General features: G+C 57.1%; 17 protein-coding genes. 13 read left to right on the plus strand and 4 right to left on the minus strand.

The genetic code is table 11. From position 1 onward, the window contains the following. Window position 1: 1 nt before the first annotated feature. The 3 genes from RA157_RS09790 to cobA are packed head-to-tail and all read right to left on the minus strand — an operon-like array spanning window position 2 to window position 2,305. The gene (locus tag RA157_RS09790) at window positions 2–1,186 is read right to left on the minus strand and encodes a cytochrome D1 domain-containing protein (protein ID WP_350332938.1); all 1,185 of its coding nucleotides are present in this window, start codon (window positions 1,184–1,186) and stop codon (window positions 2–4) included. Beyond that, the gene (locus RA157_RS09795) at window positions 1,183–1,500 is read right to left on the minus strand and encodes a c-type cytochrome (RefSeq protein ID WP_350332939.1); all 318 of its coding nucleotides are present in this window, start codon (window positions 1,498–1,500) and stop codon (window positions 1,183–1,185) included. The genes RA157_RS09790 and RA157_RS09795 overlap by 4 nt, the downstream gene beginning before the upstream one ends. Continuing rightward, complete coding sequence (cobA, locus tag RA157_RS09800) at window positions 1,493–2,305, minus strand: uroporphyrinogen-III C-methyltransferase (protein ID WP_350332940.1); 813 nt, start codon at window positions 2,303–2,305, stop codon at window positions 1,493–1,495. Before cobA ends, RA157_RS09795 begins: the two co-directional genes overlap by 8 nt. 618 nt (window positions 2,306–2,923) lie before the next feature. Here cobA and RA157_RS09805 point away from each other — a divergent pair. The 11 genes from RA157_RS09805 (at window position 2,924) to RA157_RS09855 (ending at window position 15,378) form a co-directional block, all read left to right on the plus strand. After that, window positions 2,924–3,739 carry a CbbQ/NirQ/NorQ/GpvN family protein gene (locus tag RA157_RS09805; protein ID WP_434058498.1) on the plus strand — a complete coding sequence of 272 codons (816 nt, stop codon included), beginning with the start codon at window positions 2,924–2,926 and terminating at the stop codon, window positions 3,737–3,739. 32 nt (window positions 3,740–3,771) lie between these two features. Continuing rightward, window positions 3,772–5,718, plus strand: a complete 1,947-nt coding sequence (locus RA157_RS09810; protein WP_350332942.1) for a nitric oxide reductase activation protein NorD — start codon at window positions 3,772–3,774, stop codon at window positions 5,716–5,718. A 7-nt stretch (window positions 5,719–5,725) separates the two neighbouring features. Then, window positions 5,726–6,310 carry a cytochrome c oxidase subunit 3 gene (locus RA157_RS09815; protein ID WP_350332943.1) on the plus strand — a complete coding sequence of 195 codons (585 nt, stop codon included), beginning with the start codon at window positions 5,726–5,728 and terminating at the stop codon, window positions 6,308–6,310. Further along, window positions 6,310–6,582, plus strand: a complete 273-nt coding sequence (locus RA157_RS09820) for a hypothetical protein (RefSeq protein WP_350332944.1) — start codon at window positions 6,310–6,312, stop codon at window positions 6,580–6,582. Before RA157_RS09815 ends, RA157_RS09820 begins: the two co-directional genes overlap by 1 nt. A 97-nt stretch (window positions 6,583–6,679) precedes the next feature. Beyond that, window positions 6,680–8,860 carry a 4Fe-4S binding protein gene (locus RA157_RS09825; RefSeq protein WP_350332945.1) on the plus strand — a complete coding sequence of 727 codons (2,181 nt, stop codon included), beginning with the start codon at window positions 6,680–6,682 and terminating at the stop codon, window positions 8,858–8,860. Between the two features lie 57 nt (window positions 8,861–8,917). Further along, complete coding sequence (nosZ, locus tag RA157_RS09830) at window positions 8,918–10,831, plus strand: TAT-dependent nitrous-oxide reductase (RefSeq protein ID WP_350332946.1); 1,914 nt, start codon at window positions 8,918–8,920, stop codon at window positions 10,829–10,831. Between the two features lie 14 nt (window positions 10,832–10,845). After that, the gene (locus RA157_RS09835) at window positions 10,846–12,123 is read left to right on the plus strand and encodes a nitrous oxide reductase family maturation protein NosD (protein WP_350332947.1); all 1,278 of its coding nucleotides are present in this window, start codon (window positions 10,846–10,848) and stop codon (window positions 12,121–12,123) included. After that, window positions 12,116–13,030 (plus strand): ABC transporter ATP-binding protein, encoded by a 915-nt coding sequence (locus RA157_RS09840; protein WP_350332948.1) that lies wholly within the window; start codon window positions 12,116–12,118, stop codon window positions 13,028–13,030. The genes RA157_RS09835 and RA157_RS09840 overlap by 8 nt, the downstream gene beginning before the upstream one ends. Continuing rightward, complete coding sequence (locus tag RA157_RS09845) at window positions 13,027–13,854, plus strand: ABC transporter permease (protein WP_350332949.1); 828 nt, start codon at window positions 13,027–13,029, stop codon at window positions 13,852–13,854. The genes RA157_RS09840 and RA157_RS09845 overlap by 4 nt, the downstream gene beginning before the upstream one ends. Next, window positions 13,851–14,417 (plus strand): nitrous oxide reductase accessory protein NosL, encoded by a 567-nt coding sequence (locus RA157_RS09850; protein ID WP_350332950.1) that lies wholly within the window; start codon window positions 13,851–13,853, stop codon window positions 14,415–14,417. The genes RA157_RS09845 and RA157_RS09850 overlap by 4 nt, the downstream gene beginning before the upstream one ends. A gap of 16 nt (window positions 14,418–14,433) precedes the next feature. Continuing rightward, window positions 14,434–15,378 carry an FAD:protein FMN transferase gene (locus RA157_RS09855; RefSeq protein ID WP_350332951.1) on the plus strand — a complete coding sequence of 315 codons (945 nt, stop codon included), beginning with the start codon at window positions 14,434–14,436 and terminating at the stop codon, window positions 15,376–15,378. Between the two features lie 10 nt (window positions 15,379–15,388). On the opposite strand, the gene RA157_RS09860 is transcribed toward RA157_RS09855, so the two are convergent. Next, window positions 15,389–15,979 (minus strand): TetR/AcrR family transcriptional regulator, encoded by a 591-nt coding sequence (locus tag RA157_RS09860; protein WP_350332952.1) that lies wholly within the window; start codon window positions 15,977–15,979, stop codon window positions 15,389–15,391. A 190-nt stretch (window positions 15,980–16,169) separates the two neighbouring features. On the opposite strand from RA157_RS09860, the gene RA157_RS09865 reads away from it, so the two are divergent. Together RA157_RS09865 and RA157_RS09870 are read left to right on the plus strand one after the other, a co-directional pair. Beyond that, entirely contained in the window at window positions 16,170–16,631 is a 462-nt protein-coding gene (locus tag RA157_RS09865; RefSeq protein ID WP_350332953.1) for a (2Fe-2S)-binding protein, read from the plus strand. Window positions 16,632–16,634: 3 nt separating this feature from the next. Further along, on the plus strand, window positions 16,635–18,812 hold the full coding sequence (locus RA157_RS09870; protein WP_350332954.1) for a xanthine dehydrogenase family protein molybdopterin-binding subunit: 2,178 nt from the start codon (window positions 16,635–16,637) through the stop codon (window positions 18,810–18,812). Window positions 18,813–18,819 lie beyond the last annotated feature (7 nt).

Genomic DNA, 18,819 nt, shown 5'->3' on the forward strand with positions numbered 1-18,819 from the left:
ATCAGAGCCCCAGACGGTGAGCACGGGCAGTGAAGAAGATGCCGCTTGGCTTTTGAGCTGGCAGGACCTGCTTCTTCTCGAAGGTGGAGGTGTCATAGACGTGGACCTCGCCCGCATCCCGGACGGACATCCACACTTCTGCACCGCGCGGTTCAAACTCCATGTGCAGCACAGCCGGGCCTGGTTTGAATGTTTTGATGATGCTGCGGCTCGGCACATCAATCACCTGAATTGTGTCGTTGTGCGGTGGTGCGAAATTGACCCAGATCTGCCGCCCATCCGGTCGGGCCATGGCAAAGACGGGCTGCCCATGCACGGGGACGCGCCCCACTTCTTCAAAGCTCCGGTCATCCATCAGCAAAATTTCGTGCCGCCCGATAGCAGGCAGGGCAAACAGGCCATCCGCATGGGCCCAGCCTTCAAGATGTGGCATCTTGTAGACGGGCAACTTGCGCTCGCCGCGCCCATAACCGGCCAGAATCCGTTTTGGCTGAAGAGGCGTCTGCCAGAAGTCGATATGTGTCAGGCCGTCCTCGCCAAACAGACCGGCAATGTAGTGGCGCCCGTCACCGGTCACCAGCGCGTCATAGGGATACTCGCCAATATTGTCGAGCTTGGAGATCTGTGGTGCGCCCTCCGCAGAGAAGTCGGCTATCCACGTTTCCCCGGCATCCCAGAGCGTGAAGGCAAACCGGCGACCGGGCAGGTCCACAAGGCCGATCACTTTGGAGCGGACGTCGTCATCATCTCCATAGGCTGCGGGAATATCGGCCACGAGCTCCAGGCTGGCGGCGTCAAATACTTTGACGCCGCCCGGCTCATAATTGGACACAGCAATCAGCGTCCCGTCATCAGAAATGGCACCGCCAATCGAATTGCCACCCTGGACCACCCGCTTTTCGATTACGCCTTTCAGCATGTCGATCTTGGTTAGCCCGCCATCCCGTCCGAAGACATAGGCGTAACGCTCATCCCGGGAATAGACCGCTGAGGCATGCGAGACGTCCCCAAGACCCTGAACCTGTTTCAGAATTGTATTATCGGTGGTCTCGACAATCAGCGCGGCACCGGTAGCGCGCTCAATGATCAGGCCAAGATCCCCGGTTCCGCGCAGCTCGTCAGACTTTGCCTGGGCGGGCAGCAGGAGCGCGGTAGAGAGAAGAAGGGCAGAGAGAAGCTGTTTCATCGGATTGTTCCATTCTTCAGAGCGGTGGCGATCCACGCTGCATCCGCTTCGGTCAGAAGACCGCGCCATGGGGGCATGGCCGTTTCCGGCAACCCGTCGAGAATGATGTCCCGCAGGGTTTCTTCATCCAGATGGGTGATGGCCTGGGGCAGGAGCGGGCGTCCGAGACCGCCTTTAAGGGTCAGTCCATGACAGGACCCGCAGTCCTGAATGACCATGTTACGCAGGTGTTCCACATCCACATCATCCGCCAGGACCGGGAAGGAGCAGAGCAGACCAGTGGCAGCCAGAACAGCTCTCCAGATCCTAGCCATGAACGACCTCCAGCCGCGCCGGGCGGCGGCTGGAGGCCTCAACCTCCGCGCAGTCTTTCAACCGCTCCGGATGCAGGATGTTGCCGAGCCGGGTGACCTCGCCAATCATGAACAGGGTTGGAGACGGCAAGGCGGCAGCCTTTGCCTGTTCTGCGATGGTCGCCAGGGTTCCGGTCACATGGCATTCATCCGGCGTGGTGCCACGAGATACGGCCATAACGGGTGTTTCTGAATCAAGGCCATGGGCGATGAGCTGGTGACTGATCTGCCCGATGGCAGAAAGCCCCATATAGACAACCAGAGTGGTGTCGGGATCAGCCAGGCTTTTCCAGTCCAGATCAAGGGGTTTATCTTCCCGGCAGTGCCCTGTCACATACCGGACGCCGGTCGCCAGTCCCCGATGGGTGAGAGGGACACCCAGTTGCGAGGCGCAGCCCTGTGCGGCCGTGATCCCTGGTACGATCTCGAACGGCACTTCGGCTTCCACAAGAGCAAGCGCTTCCTCGCTGCCGCGTCCGAATATGAACGGGTCGCCGCCCTTCAGACGAACCACCCGCAGCCCTGAACGGGCCAGGTCCACCAGCATCTGATTGATCTCATGCTGGGGTACGGGGTGATTGCGCGGGGTTTTACCAACGGGGTAAAGCGCTGTCCGTGGCGGAACAAGGTCGAGAATATCCTTTGAGATCAGCCGGTCATAGACCACGGCTTCCGCCTGCTCGATCCGGCGCAGGGCCTTGACTGTCAGAAGTTCCGGATCACCCGGTCCGCCGCCAATCAGGGAAACTGTTCCAATACGTTTCATGGTCCCGGCCTTTCCAGTTGATGCTTTTCAGCGTTGGCCTCATGAAACTGTGTGAGGGACGATTCCACATTGACTTTCATCAAGGTTGAAACTGGAACCGTTCCAGAATCTCAAAAAACTGTGAAAAATGGCCCGTTTCTGCCGATCTTGACTTTGGTCAAAGGCGATTCCCGTGAAGCTGCCTAGGGTCAAGACTCATTGCTGACGCCCATTCTGTTCATCAGGGAAGTACAGAATGGTCGCAAACAAAAGCGCAGGACAGGTGGACCCTATTCAAGCTGTTGTTTGTGGTCAGGCTGGACTTCCCTGATGAACCCAAAGGGCGGGGTCATTTTACCGTCCGGCTTTGTTGGAGATCCTTGAAAACCGGAAGGTTTCCTGCGGACCTCCGCCGCGCCGGGCGAAAAAATGACTATCGCAGAATGGACGTCAGCAATGAGTTTTGACCCTAGGGTCCATACATACGGATTATTCCTGAGGGAATGGACCGGAGGATCTGCCGCTTCATACACAGCCACACTGACGTAGTGATGCATTCCAGACCCTTGCAGACCTGCTCATATGCCGGGAGACACACCTCCCGACATATGGGAAATGACAGCAAACGTGGAGACCATGATGACCGGATCAGTTGCTCATCTTGATGGTGTGGAGAACACCGATCAGCCTTTCTATCAGCCGCAGTCGGACGAGTGCTCCATTTTCGGGATGGCCTATGACCGGAAACTGCCGGTATTGCTCAAAGGCCCGACCGGGTGCGGCAAGACGCGCTTTGTCAGCCACATGGCTGCCAGGCTTGGGCTGCCGCTTTATACGGTTGCCTGTCATGATGACCTGTCCGCAGCCGATCTGACAGGCCGCTATCTTCTGAAAGGGGGCGAGACGGTCTGGTCTGACGGGCCGCTGACACAGGCTGTCCGCAATGGCGGCATCTGTTATCTGGATGAGGTGGTCGAAGCCCGTAAGGATGTGACAGTGGTTCTGCATCCTCTGACGGATGATCGCCGGGTTCTGCCGCTTGAACGCACGGGAGAAACGCTTGTTGCGCCAGACAATTTCATGCTGGTCGTCTCTTATAACCCGGGCTACCAGAACATTCTCAAAACCCTCAAGCCCTCTACTCGCCAGCGGTTTGTGGCGCTGGATTTCGATTTCCCTGCCATGGAGCAGGAAGTGGCGATTGTCGCGCGCGAAAGCGGTCTTTCAGATGATCGGGTCAGGCCGCTGGTGCTGCTGGCCAGGAAATATCGTGAGCTGAAAGGGCAGGACCTGGAAGAGGGCGTCTCAACCCGTCTGCTCGTCTATTGCGCCGGACTGATAGCGGACGGCATGTCCATGGACCGGGCAATTGATATTGCCATGATCGGACCGCTGACTGACGACGAGGATACCAGGGCCGGTCTCAAGGACCTGGTCTCCGTCACTATCGGCTAATCTTCAGGGTCGCAGCATTCGGGAGTAATGCTATGGGTGAGTTTCATATCAAACCGTGGGAACCGGAAGAAAGTGTCGGCCATCTCTGGCATGGCTACGCATCACGTCTGGATCAGACACCACACTTCCCGGATGCTGCTGTTGCTCTGGATGATATGACCACCCGTCTCGGCATTCTGTTTCGCGGGCTTGGTGGAGACGCATCCGTAGAGCTGGCTCCGGCTCCTCGCGAAACCGCCCGACACAGACTGTCCTGGCTGCGGCGGCTGGGCCATGCAGCGGATCATGTGGAAATGGCAAGTTTTGATGGCAGCACTCTGCGTCTGCCTGAAACACTTGATTGCCTGCCGAAGGAAGGCCTCAACGAGGACCTCTATAAATGGCTGGCGGTGACAGCCGCCATCATGCCGGAAATCCGTCTGACTGAAACCGATCCTTTGCGGCGCGATCTGGAAACACTGTGCTGGGCCTTCCGGATGAACTGGCTGATGGAAGCCACATTCCCGTCAATGAAGCCAATTGCGGATCGTCTGAAGGCCGGGCTGCTGGCTTTGCGTGCAAAACGCAAGCTGCCGGAAACAGAGCAAGCGGTCGAGTCTATCATTCGTATTCTGCTGGATGACCCTGCAGGCCTGTCAGAGCCTGCGGTTCTGTTCTATGCCGAAATTGTTGCCGAGAAGCCTGATTTTTCAAGGTTTTCTGCACCGCGCCGTTATCGACCCTTCCGTTATGTTCCGTTCTGGCTGGATATCCGGGAGCAGAAGTTCTCTGCTCCGAGGCAGCGACAGGAGGCGGATGAGACACCGGTTGGTGGTGACCAGTCCAACGACAAAAAGAAAAAGGCCCAGCGACGGGAAAGTGATCAGGCGGATCGTAATGATTCCCTGATCCTCAACCGGTTCGAGACCATCCTGTCCTGGACAGAGTTCATGAATATCAACCGCAAGGTTGAAGATGATGATGAGGCCAGCGCCAAAAAGGTGGCGGATGATCACAACGAGATGGGTCTTGCAGAAATCAAGGAGCGTCCGGCAACCCGTCTCTCCTTCGATCTCGACATGGCTCCTGAGGACCTCGACAGGGAGCGTCTCTCCGGCGAGCGGCTCTATCCCGAATGGGATTGTCACTCCGGCAGTCTTCTGAAGGATTATTGTCGCATTCTTGTGAACAGATCCGAGAGTGAAGATGCGCCTGACCTTCAGCCGCTTTCGGCGGACATGCGTAAGCAGATCAGGCATGTGCGTCAGCGGTTTGAAGCTCTGAGGCCGCGCCGGACCATCCTGCCGCGACAGCTTGACGGAGATGACCTGGACATGGATGCAGCCATTCGGTCCTGGGTTGATATCAAGGCCACCGGTGAGGCCAGCGACCGTGTGTTCCGCCAGATCCGCAATGCCAGCCGGGACCTGTCTGTTGCCACTCTGTTTGACACATCCCGCTCAACAGAAAGCCTTGTGGAAGAACAGCCGGTTATCGAGATTGCCCGCAACGCGGTGACAGCGTTTGCCTATGGGCTCGATCACACCGGTGATGACCATGCGATCTATTCCTTTTCGTCGCTGAAACGGGACCGTGTCTTTGTGGATGTCTGCAAGGAGTTCGGCGAGACAATGAACAGCCGGGTTGTCAGCAGGCTCGCGGCTCTCAAGCCGGGCTTTTATACCCGCATGGGCGCGGCCATCCGTTTCGCCTCAGACGAGCTGCAGAAACGGGGTGCCAGCAAGCGCCTGCTTCTGGTGATCACCGACGGCAAGCCCAATGATCTCGACCATTATGAAGGGCGCTATGGCGTGGAAGATACCCGCAAGGCCGTGACGGAAGCCCGGATGATGGGGCATACGGTTTTCGCGGTTACCATTGACGCAAAGGCCAGAACCTATCTGCCGCGGATTTTTGGTCGGGACGGATATGCGATTGTGGCAAAACCTGAAAAACTGGCAGACAGCCTGCCGATGATCTTCAGGCATCTTGTCACGTGAGACCAGAATGTCGGAAGAGGTGACAGGCCCGCGCACCCCTGATGATGACTGGTCGCCAGACCGTCTGCCCGGTGATCTGATGATGTGGATCCTGATCGCCAGCGAGCTTGCGGTCTTCGGGATTGGCCTGATTGCTTTTGTCATAGCGGGCAGTCTCAATCCGGATCTTTTTGCCAGGGGGCGGGCCGGTCTTGATAGCGCTCTTGCCGCCATCAACACGATGGTTCTGCTCACAAGTGGCTACTTTGCAGCATGCGCGCTTGAAGCCGTTCGTTCTGATAATCATCGGAAGACCTGTCTTCATCTCGGACTGGCCGGAACACTCGGTATCGGTTTTGTCGTGCTGAAGTGGATGGAGTACAGCGCCAAGTGGCAGGCAGGATACGGGCTTGAAAGCGACGTGTTTCAAACGCTCTATTTCATGATCACCGGATTCCATGCTGCCCATGTTGTCTTTGGTCTCGCAATCCTCGGTTATGCGGCCGTCTACCGGGATCGGGACACCGTGCAGACCGCAACGGTTTTCTGGCACATGGTTGATCTCATCTGGCTGCTGATTTTCCCCGTTATCTATCTGATGGGGGCAGCGTAATGATCGGCAGACCCAATGGACTGCATCGTCTGACAATAAGCTGGCTTATACTGATGGTCATGACGGCATTGAGCCTTATCACAGCCATCGGCGGGCTCGAGGCGTCCGGTCCCTATGCGACCATGACCCTGATTGTTGTGGTCACCTGGATCAAGGTCAGACTGGTCCTGAAGAACTATCTTGAGCTTCATCTGGCACCCGCATGGCTCGGTCTTCTGAGTGGATTGATCGGAACGCTGGTGATTGTGACTGCAGTTCTTTCACTTCTGTAAGCGGGCAAGATCGTTCACTTGGGATTGTCCTACCTAACCAAAGTCAAGGCTGGACCAACTGTGGAGGACTAGGGTCGATTCCGTAAGGAGACGACCAATGCCCCTGGTTCATAAGGCGTGGCCAATTGCTTGGCTGCGAACCCTTATCCTATGTCTTTTTGCTGCTGTATTCTCTGCCTTTGGTCCGGCAGACAACGCAGAAGCGGACGTGCTTTTAACGCGTTATCTCGACAAGGTAACGCCTGGAGAACTCGTTCCGGGTGCTGATGCATTCGGGTCGCTGCATGCTGATTTGCCGGTCGTACCCGTTCTCCAGGGTGGAGAGCGCGTGGCCTGGGCATTTCTGACATCGGACTTTGTTGAAACCGGCGGTTATTCCGGCAAGCCGATCCATGTGATCGTTGCCGTGGATGATGGCGCGGTTGTGCGTGGCGTAAACCTGGTCAAGCACTGGGAGCCGATTGTTCTCATCGGTATTCCGGAAAAGCGCATCGTGGCGCTGATGGAGCGTTACAAGGGGCTGGACCTCAAGGCGGAAGCGGTTGCTGAAGGCAGTGCGCACGAGCTGGATATCATCTCCGGTGCGACTGTCACTATCATGGTGATTGACGATTCCATTGTCCGCGGTGGCCTCAAGGTCTCACGTGCATTGGGTCTTGGCGATCTCAAACCGGAAGATTCGGCCTCTGGTCCGAAACAAGTCATCAACCCTGACAAAAGCGAAGTCAGCGACTGGATGACATTGACCGGAGATGGCTCGGTTCGCCGTCTGTCGCTGGATATCGGACAGATCAACGATGCCTTTGCCCGGTCCGGTGATGTGAAGGCTGCCAAACGACCGGAGCCAGGCCCCGGCACAGATACTTATATCGATCTCTATGGCGCTCTTGCCAATGTGCCGACCATCGGGCGGACTCTGATGGGAGAGGCCGAATACGGCAATCTGGTCACCGATCTGAAAGAGGGCGAAAATGCCCTTATTCTGGCGGCGCGCGGACGCTATTCCTATAAAGGGTCCGGCTATGTGCGCGGCGGGTTGTTCGACCGTATCCAGCTGATCCAGGGTGATCTGAGTGTCCGGTTCCGGGACAGGCACCAGCGTCGCCTTGGGGTGATTGCAGCCGATGGTGCGCCTGAATTCACAGAAATCGACATTTTCAGAATCCCGGCAGAGAGTGAATTCGATCCGACCAAACCCTGGCGGTTACAACTTCTGGCCCAGCGGGCAACCGGTCCGGTCGACAAAGCTTTCCTGACCTTCGATCTGGGCTATTCCATTCCCCAGCACTATCTCAAGACTATTGCTCCACCGGTTCAGGCACAGGCTGCTGAAGAGGATAATGGTCGGGCGCTGCTGTGGAAACGGATCTGGCAGGACCGCCGGTCTGACGTGCTGATCCTTGGTCTGATGCTGACGGTGCTGACCGGTCTCTTCTTCTTCCAGAAGCTGGCGACCATTGATGAAACCGTCTTCCTCTGGATCCGGATGACCTATCTGGCGGTCACTCTGGTCTGGCTCGGCTGGATGGCCAATGCCCAGCTGTCCATTGTCAACATCTTTGCCATTATGGGGGCCTTCGTAAACGGCTTCGCCTGGGACACGTTCCTGACGGATCCGCTGGTTTTCATCCTGTGGTTCTCGGTGGCGGCGGCGCTGATCTTCTGGGGCCGAGGGGCGTTCTGTGGCTGGCTCTGCCCGTTTGGCGCCCTGCAGGAGCTGACCAACAGGTTGGCGAAAATCTGCCGTGTCCCGCAATGGACTGTGCCCTGGGCTCTGCATGAACGCCTGTGGCCGGTGAAATACATGATCTTCCTCGGCCTGTTCGGTCTGTCGCTCTATTCAATTGAATCGGCCGAACACTATGCAGAAATCGAACCGTTCAAGACCGCGATCATTCTCAAGTTCGACCGTGCCTGGCCTTATGTGCTGTTTGCGGTCGGACTGCTGGCCATCGGCCTGTTCGTTGAGCGGTTCTATTGCCGTTATCTCTGCCCGCTGGGTGCAGCGCTCGCCATCCCGGCCCGTATCCGCATGTTCGACTGGCTGAAACGCTATCGGGAATGCGGCTCGCCCTGCCAGCGCTGCGCCAGGGAATGCATGGTCCAGGCCATCCATCCAGAAGGCGACATCAACCCCAATGAATGCCTGAACTGCCTGCACTGTCAGGTTCTTTATCAGCATGACCAGAAATGCCCGGTCTGCATCAAGACACGCGTCAAGCGGCAGAAGTTCAGGGACCGTAATCAACCAATATCCGGCGACCCCAGTGTTGCATGACGCCGGACAGATATGGAGCCGCAAAGGCAACGGGCTCCGAAACCAAGGGAGATCGACATGACGATCAAAGATGACAACACCACGCTTTCCAGACGTGCTCTTTTGGGCGGAACCGCCAAGACGGCGATTGTAGCGGGTGCCGCTGCTGCTTCCGGCGGCGCGACCATCGCAGTGACCCAGTCGAGCCCGGCACTGGCTGCTGAAGCAGACCACGTGCTGCATCCGGGTGAACTGGATGAATATTATGGCTTCTGGTCCAGCGGTCAGGCTGGTGAGGTGCGTATGATCGGTGTGCCGTCCATGCGCGAAATCATGCGTATTCCGGTGTTTAACCGCTGTTCAGCCACCGGCTGGGGCCTGACCAATGAGAGTAAGAAAATCCTGACGCAGGATCTGCTGCCCGAGACGCAGGAATTCGTGGCGAAGCAGGGCGGTGACTATTTCAACGGTGACCTTCATCACCCGCATATGTCGTTTACAGAAGGCACCTATGACGGTCGTTATCTGTTCGTCAACGACAAGGCCAACACCCGCGTTGCCCGTATCCGCTGTGACGTGATGAAGTGCGACAAGGTGATTGAAATCCCCAATGCCAGCGATATTCATGGTCTGCGGCCGCAGAAATATCCGCGCACCGGCTATGTGTTTGCCAATGGCGAACACCGGATTCCGCTGCCCAATGATGGTTCTGTGCTTGATGAGCCGGAGAAGTACGTGGCGATCTTCACGGCTATCGACGGTGACACCATGGAAGTGGCCTGGCAGGTCATCGTGGATGGTAACCTTGATAACTGTGATGCGGACTATCAGGGCAAATATGCCTTCTCCACCTGCTACAATTCTGAAGGCGGCGTGACCCTTGCTGAAATGACCTCAAGTGAGCAGGACTGGGCTGTTATCTTCAACATCCAGCGCATTGAAGAGGGCGTCAAAGCCGGCGATTACAAACTGTACAATGGCGTCAAGGTTCTGGATGGCCGCAAGGGCTCCAAGTACACCCGCTATGTACCGGTCTCAAACAGCCCGCATGGCTGTAACACCGCCCCGGATGGCAAACATGTTGTCATCAACGGTAAACTGTCACCGACGGTAACGGTTCTTGACGTGAACCTGATCGATGATCTGTTCGAGAAAGATGCCGATCCGCGGTCCTGTGTTGTTGCTGAACCTCAGCTTGGCCTTGGCCCGCTTCACACCGCATTTGACGGTCGCGGCAACTGCTATACGACCCTGTTCCTCGACAGCCAGATGTGCAAATGGAACATGGAAAAGGCCCTTGAACAATATCAGGGCAAGGATGTGGACCCGATCATCCAGAAAGTGGATGTGCAGTATCAGCCGGGCCATAACCACACGTCCATGGGCGAAACCAACGAGGCCGATGGCAAGTGGCTCATCTCGCTCAACAAGTTCTCCAAGGACCGCTATCTGAATGCCGGCCCGCTGAAGCCCGAGAACGAGCAGTTGATCGATATCTCGTCTGATCCGATCAAGGTGGTCCATGACAGCCCAACCTTCGCCGAGCCCCATGATTGTATTCTGGTCCACCGGTCCAAGGTGAACCCGAAGAACATCTGGGATCGCAACGATCCGACCTGGGCTGATGCAGCCGCCCAGGCCAAGGCTGATGGCATTGACCTTGAAGACTGCGCCGATGTGGTTCGTGACGGCAACAAGGTCCGCGTCTACATGACCTCGATTGCACCGAGCTTCTCGCTTGAGCAGTTCACGGTCAAACAGGGTGATGAAGTGACCGTCTATGTGACGAATATGGACGATATCGATGATCTAACTCATGGCTTCACCCTGGGTAATCATGGTGTAGCTATGGAAGTTGGCCCGCAGGCAACGGCATCTGTCACCTTCACCGCGGATCGTCCGGGCGTTCACTGGTTCTACTGCCAGTGGTTCTGCCATGCCCTGCATATGGAAATGCGTGGCCGCATGATTGTTGAGCCTCGCGCGACCTGACCGGAGATAGACTGATGGTTTCCCTGCCCAGAATCCTGTTTGCTCTTGCTGTTCAGACCGCTGCTTTCTGCGGTCTGGCCCAGGCGGCTGACCGGATTGTTGAACCCGGGCAGGGGACTTTACAGTCTGCCATTCTCAAGGCTGAGGCAGGGGACCATCTTCTGCTTCAGCCCGGAGATTACCGGGGGGCGGTTATCATTGATCGCCCTCTGGAACTGGACGGCAGCAATAAGGCCCGGGTGATTGGTCCGCACAAGGGGACCGTCATCACCGTTGAGGCCGCAAACGTGACCATCCGAAACCTGACTGTCACCGGTTCCGGCCTCAGGCTGGATACGCTGGATTCCGGTATCAAACTTCTGAAAAAAGCCAAAAATACAAAGGTTCTCGGCAATCGCATTCTCGACAATCTGGTCGGCGTTGATGTGCACGGGGCTCGAAAGGCGCTTGTTGCGCGCAACCTGATCGAAGGTCGTCAGGATCTGCGCCTGAACGATCGCGGCAACGGTGTCTATGTGTGGAACGCCCCGGGACTGGTGGTCGAAGACAATATTATCCGCTTTGGCCGGGATGGCATTTTCGCCAATACCAGCCGCAAGAATATCTTCCGCAACAATCATTTCAGCGAACTGCGCTTTGCCGTGCACTACATGTACACCAATGACGGTGTGGTCACAGGCAATGTCTCGGTTGGCAATCATATCGGTTATGCCCTGATGTTCTCGAGCCGTCTCAAGGTGGAGGGAAACCAGTCCATCGGTGACCGTGATCACGGCATCATGCTGAACTACGCCAATGATGCGGATGTGAAGGGCAATCTCGTCCGCAATGGCGGCACCAAGTGCCTGTTTCTCTACAATGCCAATCGCAATGATCTGATCGGCAATCGCTTTGAAGGCTGCCCGACAGGCGTACACTTTACCGCCGGATCAGAGCGAAACACCCTGTCCGGCAATGCCTTTATCCGCAATCGTACCCAGGTGAAATATGTGGGCTCACGCTGGCTCGACTGGAGCCGGGACGGAGAGGGCAATTACTGGAGTGATCATCCGGCTTACGACCTCGACAGCGACGGCATCGCTGACAATGTCTATCGCCCCAATGATGTGGTGGACCAGCTTCTGTGGACGCAGCCCTCCGCCAAGCTTCTGCTCGGCAGCCCGGCCATGCAACTGATCCGCTGGTCCCAGTCCCGGTTCCCGGCCCTGCTGCCCGGCGGCGTCTATGACCCGTCCCCTCTGATGCGGCCGGTGGAGCTGACCGGACTGAGAAAGGAACCATCCCATGACTGATCCTGTTCTTTCTCTTTCCAATGTGACCCGACGCTTTGACAATCATGTGGCGGTCTCGGACCTGTCTCTCTCCGTCGGCAAGGGAGAGCGTGTGGCTCTGCTCGGCCACAATGGTGCGGGCAAAACAACGCTGATGAAGATGATTCTCGGGCTGATCCCGGTAACCTCCGGCGCGATCAGTCTGTTCGGTCTCAGCCCCGGCACAGACGAAGCCCGTCGCCGCACAGCTTTCCTGCCGGAGAATGTCAGCTTCCAGAAAGCTTTGACGGCTCGGGAATATCTGACACTCTTCGCACGTTTGAAGGGCGAGAACGTCCGCAAGGCCCATGACCTTCTCGATCTGGTTGATCTGGCCGCTGCAGCAGACCGCCGGGTCGGGACTTATTCAAAAGGTATGCGTCAGCGCCTTGGCCTGGCCCAGGCTCTTATTGGTCAGCCTGATCTCCTGTTGCTGGATGAACCCACCAGTGGCCTTGATCCTGTCTCCCGACGCGGCTTCTACACCATCATTGAAGCCATCGCGCGCGAGGGAACAGCGGTTCTACTGTCCTCTCACGCCCTGACCGAGATCGAAGCGCAGACAGACAGGGTCGCAATTATGCGGGCCGGTTGCCTGATGGCGGATTCGCCCATTCAGGAGTTGCGCCGGGCCTCCAATCTGCCCGTGCGGATCAGAGTACGGGCTGTTGAAGGGACCGTGGATGCGCTGAACGAGCAGATCGGCGGAGAACGCGTCAACTGCCAGTCCATTGAACTGACCTGTCTGTCGGAGAACAAGCTGCGGACACTGGGCGATCTGTCCAGGCACCAGCATATGATCGAGGATCTGGATATCAGGTTGCCTAACCTTGACGATATCTACCGGCATTTCAGCCTTGACGACTCAAAGAGCGGGGGCATGTCATGATCAGACGTATTCTCACCATCTGTCAGGCTGAATTGACCTTGCGTCGCCGCAATTTCTGGGTCGTCATGGCCATCAGCGTTCTGACCCTGTTTGCGCTCGTTCTCGGGTTGGCCGGTGCTGCACCGGCGGGTGCGCGGGATGTGACCCATCTTCTGGCAACCACGGTCAGCCTGACTAACTTGAGTGTCTATCTGGTACCGCTTCTGGCTCTTCTGCTGTCGTTCGACGGCCTGTCCGGAGAGGCAGAGCGCGGCACCCTTCTGCTGCTGCTCACTTATCCGCTGAAGCGTGGGGAACTGATTATCGGAAAGTTTCTTGGGCACCTGCTCATTCTGTCTGTTGCCATCCTGTTTGCCTATGGGCTTGTGGGTGGTCTGATTGCCCTGAAGTCCGGTACCCTGGACGGGGTTGACCACATGCTTCGCCTGATCTGGACCAGTGTGATGCTTGGAGCGGCTTTTCTGGCGCTTGGTGCGCTGATCAGCGCGTCGACCCGGCAGACCGGAACCGCAGCCGGGCTTTCGGTCGGCTTCTGGCTGTTGTTTGTGGTGCTTTATGACATAGGCCTGCTTGGCGGGCTTGTGGCCGATAATGGCGGCACTTTCACCAAAACCGTGTTCCCGTGGATGCTGGTGGCCAATCCGGCTGACAGTTTCCGCCTGTTCAACATGGCTATGGTGGAGACGGGCGAGCTGGCCACGGGCCTTGACGCCATCAGTGCCACATTCCCGTTACCCCTGTGGCTGGCTGTCGCCTCGCTTGTTACCTGGACAATCGGCGGTTTGCTCGGTGCCGCCGCCCTGTTCCGGAGGATTGAACCATGATGTTTGAAACCTCAAAGAAAATATGCCTTGGAATAGCGCTGGCAGCGTCCATGCTGACCGCCTGCCAGGAAGAGCAGATTGTTGTTCCGGATGCAGTGTCCATGACCCGTGAAGCGGTCGGACATTATTGCCAGATGATCATTCTGGATCATGAAGGCCCGAAGGCGCAGATCCATCTGAAAGGCAATCCCTTCCCGGTTTTTTTCAGTCAGGTCCGTGATGCAATCGCATTCATGAGGCTGCCTGAAGAGACCCAGGAGGTCACAGCCATCTATCTGTCTGATATGGGGCAGGCTGAGAGCTGGTCTGATCCGGGTGCGGATAACTGGATGCTGCTGGATGATGCGATTTTCGTTATCGACAGCAAAGCACGTGGCGGTATGGGCGGACCGGAAACGGTGCCCTTCAAAACCCGTGCGGATGCAGAGGCCTTTATCGCCAGACAGGGTGGGCGGATTGTGGCTCTGAATGATATCTCCGATGATTATGTTCTGGCACCTGTGGATGTGGGAAATGTGTTGGACAGTCACGGCCTCAACCATGGTGAAACAGCCCTTCGATAGGATGGCGGGGATGACAATGAACCAGCCAACACGCAGACGCTTCCTGACCATCACCGCAGGTTTTACAAGTGCGATGGCAGGGCCGGGTCTTGCCTCAGCCCGTGAGGACCGCAGCCTTTATTCCTGGCAGGGATCAAGCCTTGGAGCGGAAGCATCCTTGCAGTTCGCCCACAGGGATGAAGCGAAGGCGCGAGCTGCTCTGAAGGCCTGCAGGGCCGAGCTTGAACGGCTGGAGAATGTCTTCAGCCTTTATAGGGGAGAGAGCCAGGTCTCACGTCTGAACCGGCAGGGCTTTCTTGATGCGCCTGATCTGGATCTCGTGCGTTTGCTGGGCCTATCCCGGACGCTCTGGCAGATGACAGGCGGCCGCTTCGACCCAACGGTTCAATCAGACTGGAAGGCATTGGCTGAGGGGTATCAAGCCGAAACAGACCGGGTTCATGACCTCTCCATGGTCTCGGTCGCACCGGACAGGGTCACCTTTGCAAAACCGCGTATGTCCATCACCCTGAACGGCATTGCGCAGGGTTGCATCACAGATCGGATTACAGAACTTCTGAGCCGTTTTGGTTATACAGATACGCTTGTGGATATGGGTGAGATACGCGCATCAGGTCATCACCCGGATGGCTCGGACTGGCGTGTTGGCCTCGCGCCAGATAATGAAACTGACAAGAAAACGGGCAGGATAATTGGCAACAGGACTGTGCGGCGTGTCAGCCTGAAGGACGAGGCTCTGGCGACGTCTGCACCACTCGGCACGCTGATTGATGCGGAAAAAGGCATCGGCCATATCCTTGTCCCCGGTCAGGGGTGGCAGACCCTGCCGCAAACGCAAGTCAGCCTTACAGCACCGAGCGCCGCCCTTGCTGATGGCCTTTCAACGGCCTGCTGTCTGATGAATGACGATCAGATCCAGGCCCTGATCAGGACTATCCCGGGAGTGCGCAGAATCGCTTGAAACTTAGGATCTACTTCCCGTAGCGACTCAGGATCATATCAACACTGTCGTCGATCAGAACATCCATCTCCTCGCGCGAGATGATGTCGTCTGAGAAAACCATTGGCCAGAAAGCCTGGGCCTTGATCAGACCGACAAACTGGGTTGCAACCAGCTCGGCATTCTCCGCATCAAGTGCCGTATCCGCAATTGCGGCTTCCATGAACCGGTTGAACATGGACATGTGGTCCATCTTCCGGTTCATCTCGGCAGCGAGATCAGGATCGCGCATGGTCTCGCCAACCACCATGCGGGCCAGTTTCATGAAATCCCGTGATGTGAGCAGCTGGCCCTCGGCCCAGCCCAGTTTCACAAGCTGATCCTGGATGGGTTCTCCCGGAATGTAGCTTACTGTGAAGGCCTCGCTACAGGCCTCGAGCATGATATCAAGGATGGCGCGAAACAGGGCTTCCTTGCTGTCGAAATGATTGTAGACCGTACGCTTCGACACATTCGCACGCGCGGCAACACGGTCCATGCTGACGCCTGAAAACCCGTGTTCCTGAAATTCTGCAACGGCACCCTCTATGATCTGCCGTCGTTTGCCACTCAGTTCGCTCATTCCTTTGGTAATATTCCATTTCTCCCAGGTTTCAAGCCCCTCTTTCAGGTGCCGCGCGGTAACGACGCCCCGTAATGTTCAAAAAAATGACGCAGGGCACTTGTAAACTACACCGTACAGTTTACATTAAGCTCACCAGGCTGCAACGGGAAACCAGTCTGGTCATCCAAGAGAGACGGGAGTGGTCGTGATGACGACGACATTGAATCTGAACGGCAAGTCAGTTGTCGTGGAAGCAGCGCCGGACACGCCGCTGCTCTGGGTTATTCGTGACGAGTTGGGGTTGACGGGTACAAAGTTTGGCTGCGGTGTTGCCGCATGTGGTGCCTGCACCGTGCATGTGGATGGGGAACCGATGCGGTCCTGTTCTACAGCGCTGGAAGATGTGGCTGGCACAAATATAACAACCATCGAAGGCATCAACAGCCCGGTGGCAAATGCTGTCCAGTCAGCCTGGCGCGATCTTGATGTGGTCCAGTGCGGCTATTGCCAGTCCGGCCAGATCATGAGTGCAGTCGCGCTTTTAAGCGAGAACCCGAAACCCAGTGATGCCGACATTGATGAAGCCATGTCGGGCAATGCCTGCCGGTGTGCCACCTATCACCGCATTCGCGCGGCTATTCATCATGCTGCCGACAAGCTGGAGGCCTGATCCATGACAGTTCATACCAATCGTCGCGGTTTTCTGAAGGGTGCAGCCGGTCTGGGTGCGGCCCTCTTCGTTGGTGTCTCGCCATCCGGCGTTCTGGCGGCCAGTTCTGAAAGCACGGTGCTGAATCCGTTCGTCAGGATTTCAGAAGATGGTGTTGTCACCGTTATCATCAAGCATTTCGAAATGGGGCAGGGCACAACAACCGGCCTGTCCACTCTGGTCGCTGAAGAACTGGATGCGGACTGGGACAGCCTGACTGTGGACTTTGCCCCCTCGGATAATAACCGCTACGCCAATCTGCTGTTTGGTAGCCAGGGAACCGGCGGCTCCACGGCCATTGCCAATTCCTTCATGCAGTACAGGCAGGCCGGTGCGGCTGCGCGTGATGTGCTTGTACAGGCGGCTGCAAAACGCTGGGCTGTTGCGCCATCAGATATCCATATCGAGAAGGGTGTTATGAGCGCAGGCGACAGAAAAGCCTCGTTCGGTGCGTTCATTCAGGATGCAGCAAAGCTGACCCCGAAGAGTGAACCGGCCCTCAAGGATCCCTCCGCATTCCGGCTGATCGGCAAGGATCATATTCCCCGCAAGGACAGTGCCTCCAAGACCAATGGCACGGCGACATTTGCCATGGATGTGACCGTTCCCGGCATGGTCTATGCCGTGGTGCTGCATGCCCCGCGTTTCGGGGCCGTACTCAAGTCCTTTGACAGCTCAGAAGCGGCGAGCATGCCGGGCTTCATTGGTGCAAAGGCACTTGCAAACAAGACGGGTGTCGCCGTCTATGCCAAATCCACCTGGGCAGCCATCAAGGCTCGTGACGTCATCACAGCGGACTGGGATGACAGCAATGCCGAGACACGCAGTTCAGACGCCCTGATAGCCCATCACAAGGATCTGCTGGATACCCCACAGCATCAGGGGCGCAAGGGGAGTGATGCCAAGACTGTCGAAGCGGCAGTGGCCGGAGCATCGTCTCATGTGGATGCCGAATTCATCTTCCCCAATCTGGCGCATGCCCCGATGGAGCCGCTCAATTGCGTCATTGAGCCAACGGAAAATGGTGTCAGGGTTCATGATGGCTGCCAGTTTCCTGCCATTACCCACCCGACAATTGCCGCAATTCTCGGTCTCAAGCCCGAGCAGGTCGAGATCAAGACGGTTTATGCAGGTGGCTCATTCGGACGCCGGGCCACGCCTACGTCCGATTATCAGGCTGATGCGGCCTTTGCCTTTGCAGCTCTTGGCGGCAAGACACCGGTGAAACTGGTCTGGACCCGTGAGGATGACATTCGTGGCGGTTACTACCGGCCCATGGCGGCCCATCGCGCCCGGATCGGCCTTGATGAGGCTGGCAGGATTACCGGTTGGGACCATCGCATTGCGGCCAAGTCTATCCTGAAGGGAACACCGTTCGAGGCTGTTCTGGTGCATGACGGCATTGATGAAACCTCTGTCGAAGGTGTGGGCAATTCGCCTTATGACCTGCCGAATTTCTCTGTCGGTCTGTCGGACGCGGAAAGCAGGATGCCGGTTCTCTGGTGGCGGGCCGTTGGGCACACCCATAACGCCTATGCGATGGAAGTGTTGATGGATATGGCTGCGCATAAGGCTGGGCGGGACCCTGTTGAATTCCGGCTGGACTATCTGTCTGGCGGGAGCAAAGACCATCAGCGTCTGGCCGGTGTTCTCAAAAAGGCGGCGGAGGCCTCCGGGTGGGGACAGGCTGTGCCGGAAGGCAAGGGGCGCGGCATTGCGGTCCACAAGTCTTTCAACTCCTATGTGGCCCACGTTGTGGATGTCTCACTGAATGATGATGGTGCCATTCGGATTGACAAGGTCACCTGCGCGGTTGATTGCGGTGTACCTGTGAATCCGGATGTCATTCGTGCCCAGATGGAGGGTGGCGTCGGTTATGGTCTTGGTGCCGTAATGCGAAATGCCATTACACTCACTGACGGTGTGGTCGATCAGGATAACTTCCCTGACTATGAGCCTCTGCGCATGAGCGATATGCCCGATGTCGAGGTTCACATCATCCCGTCAACTGAACCACCGACCGGTGTCGGGGAACCTGGCCTGCCACCGGCAGGGCCTGCCCTTGCCAATGCCATCCATGACGCCACGGGTCGCTGGGTGACCAGTCTGCCCATGGCTGAGAATGGTATTGAATTCGCCTGATGGGCGA

This window comes from Coralliovum pocilloporae, assembly GCF_030845175.1.
In the GTDB taxonomy this organism is placed as follows: domain Bacteria; phylum Pseudomonadota; class Alphaproteobacteria; order Rhizobiales; family Cohaesibacteraceae; genus Coralliovum; species Coralliovum pocilloporae.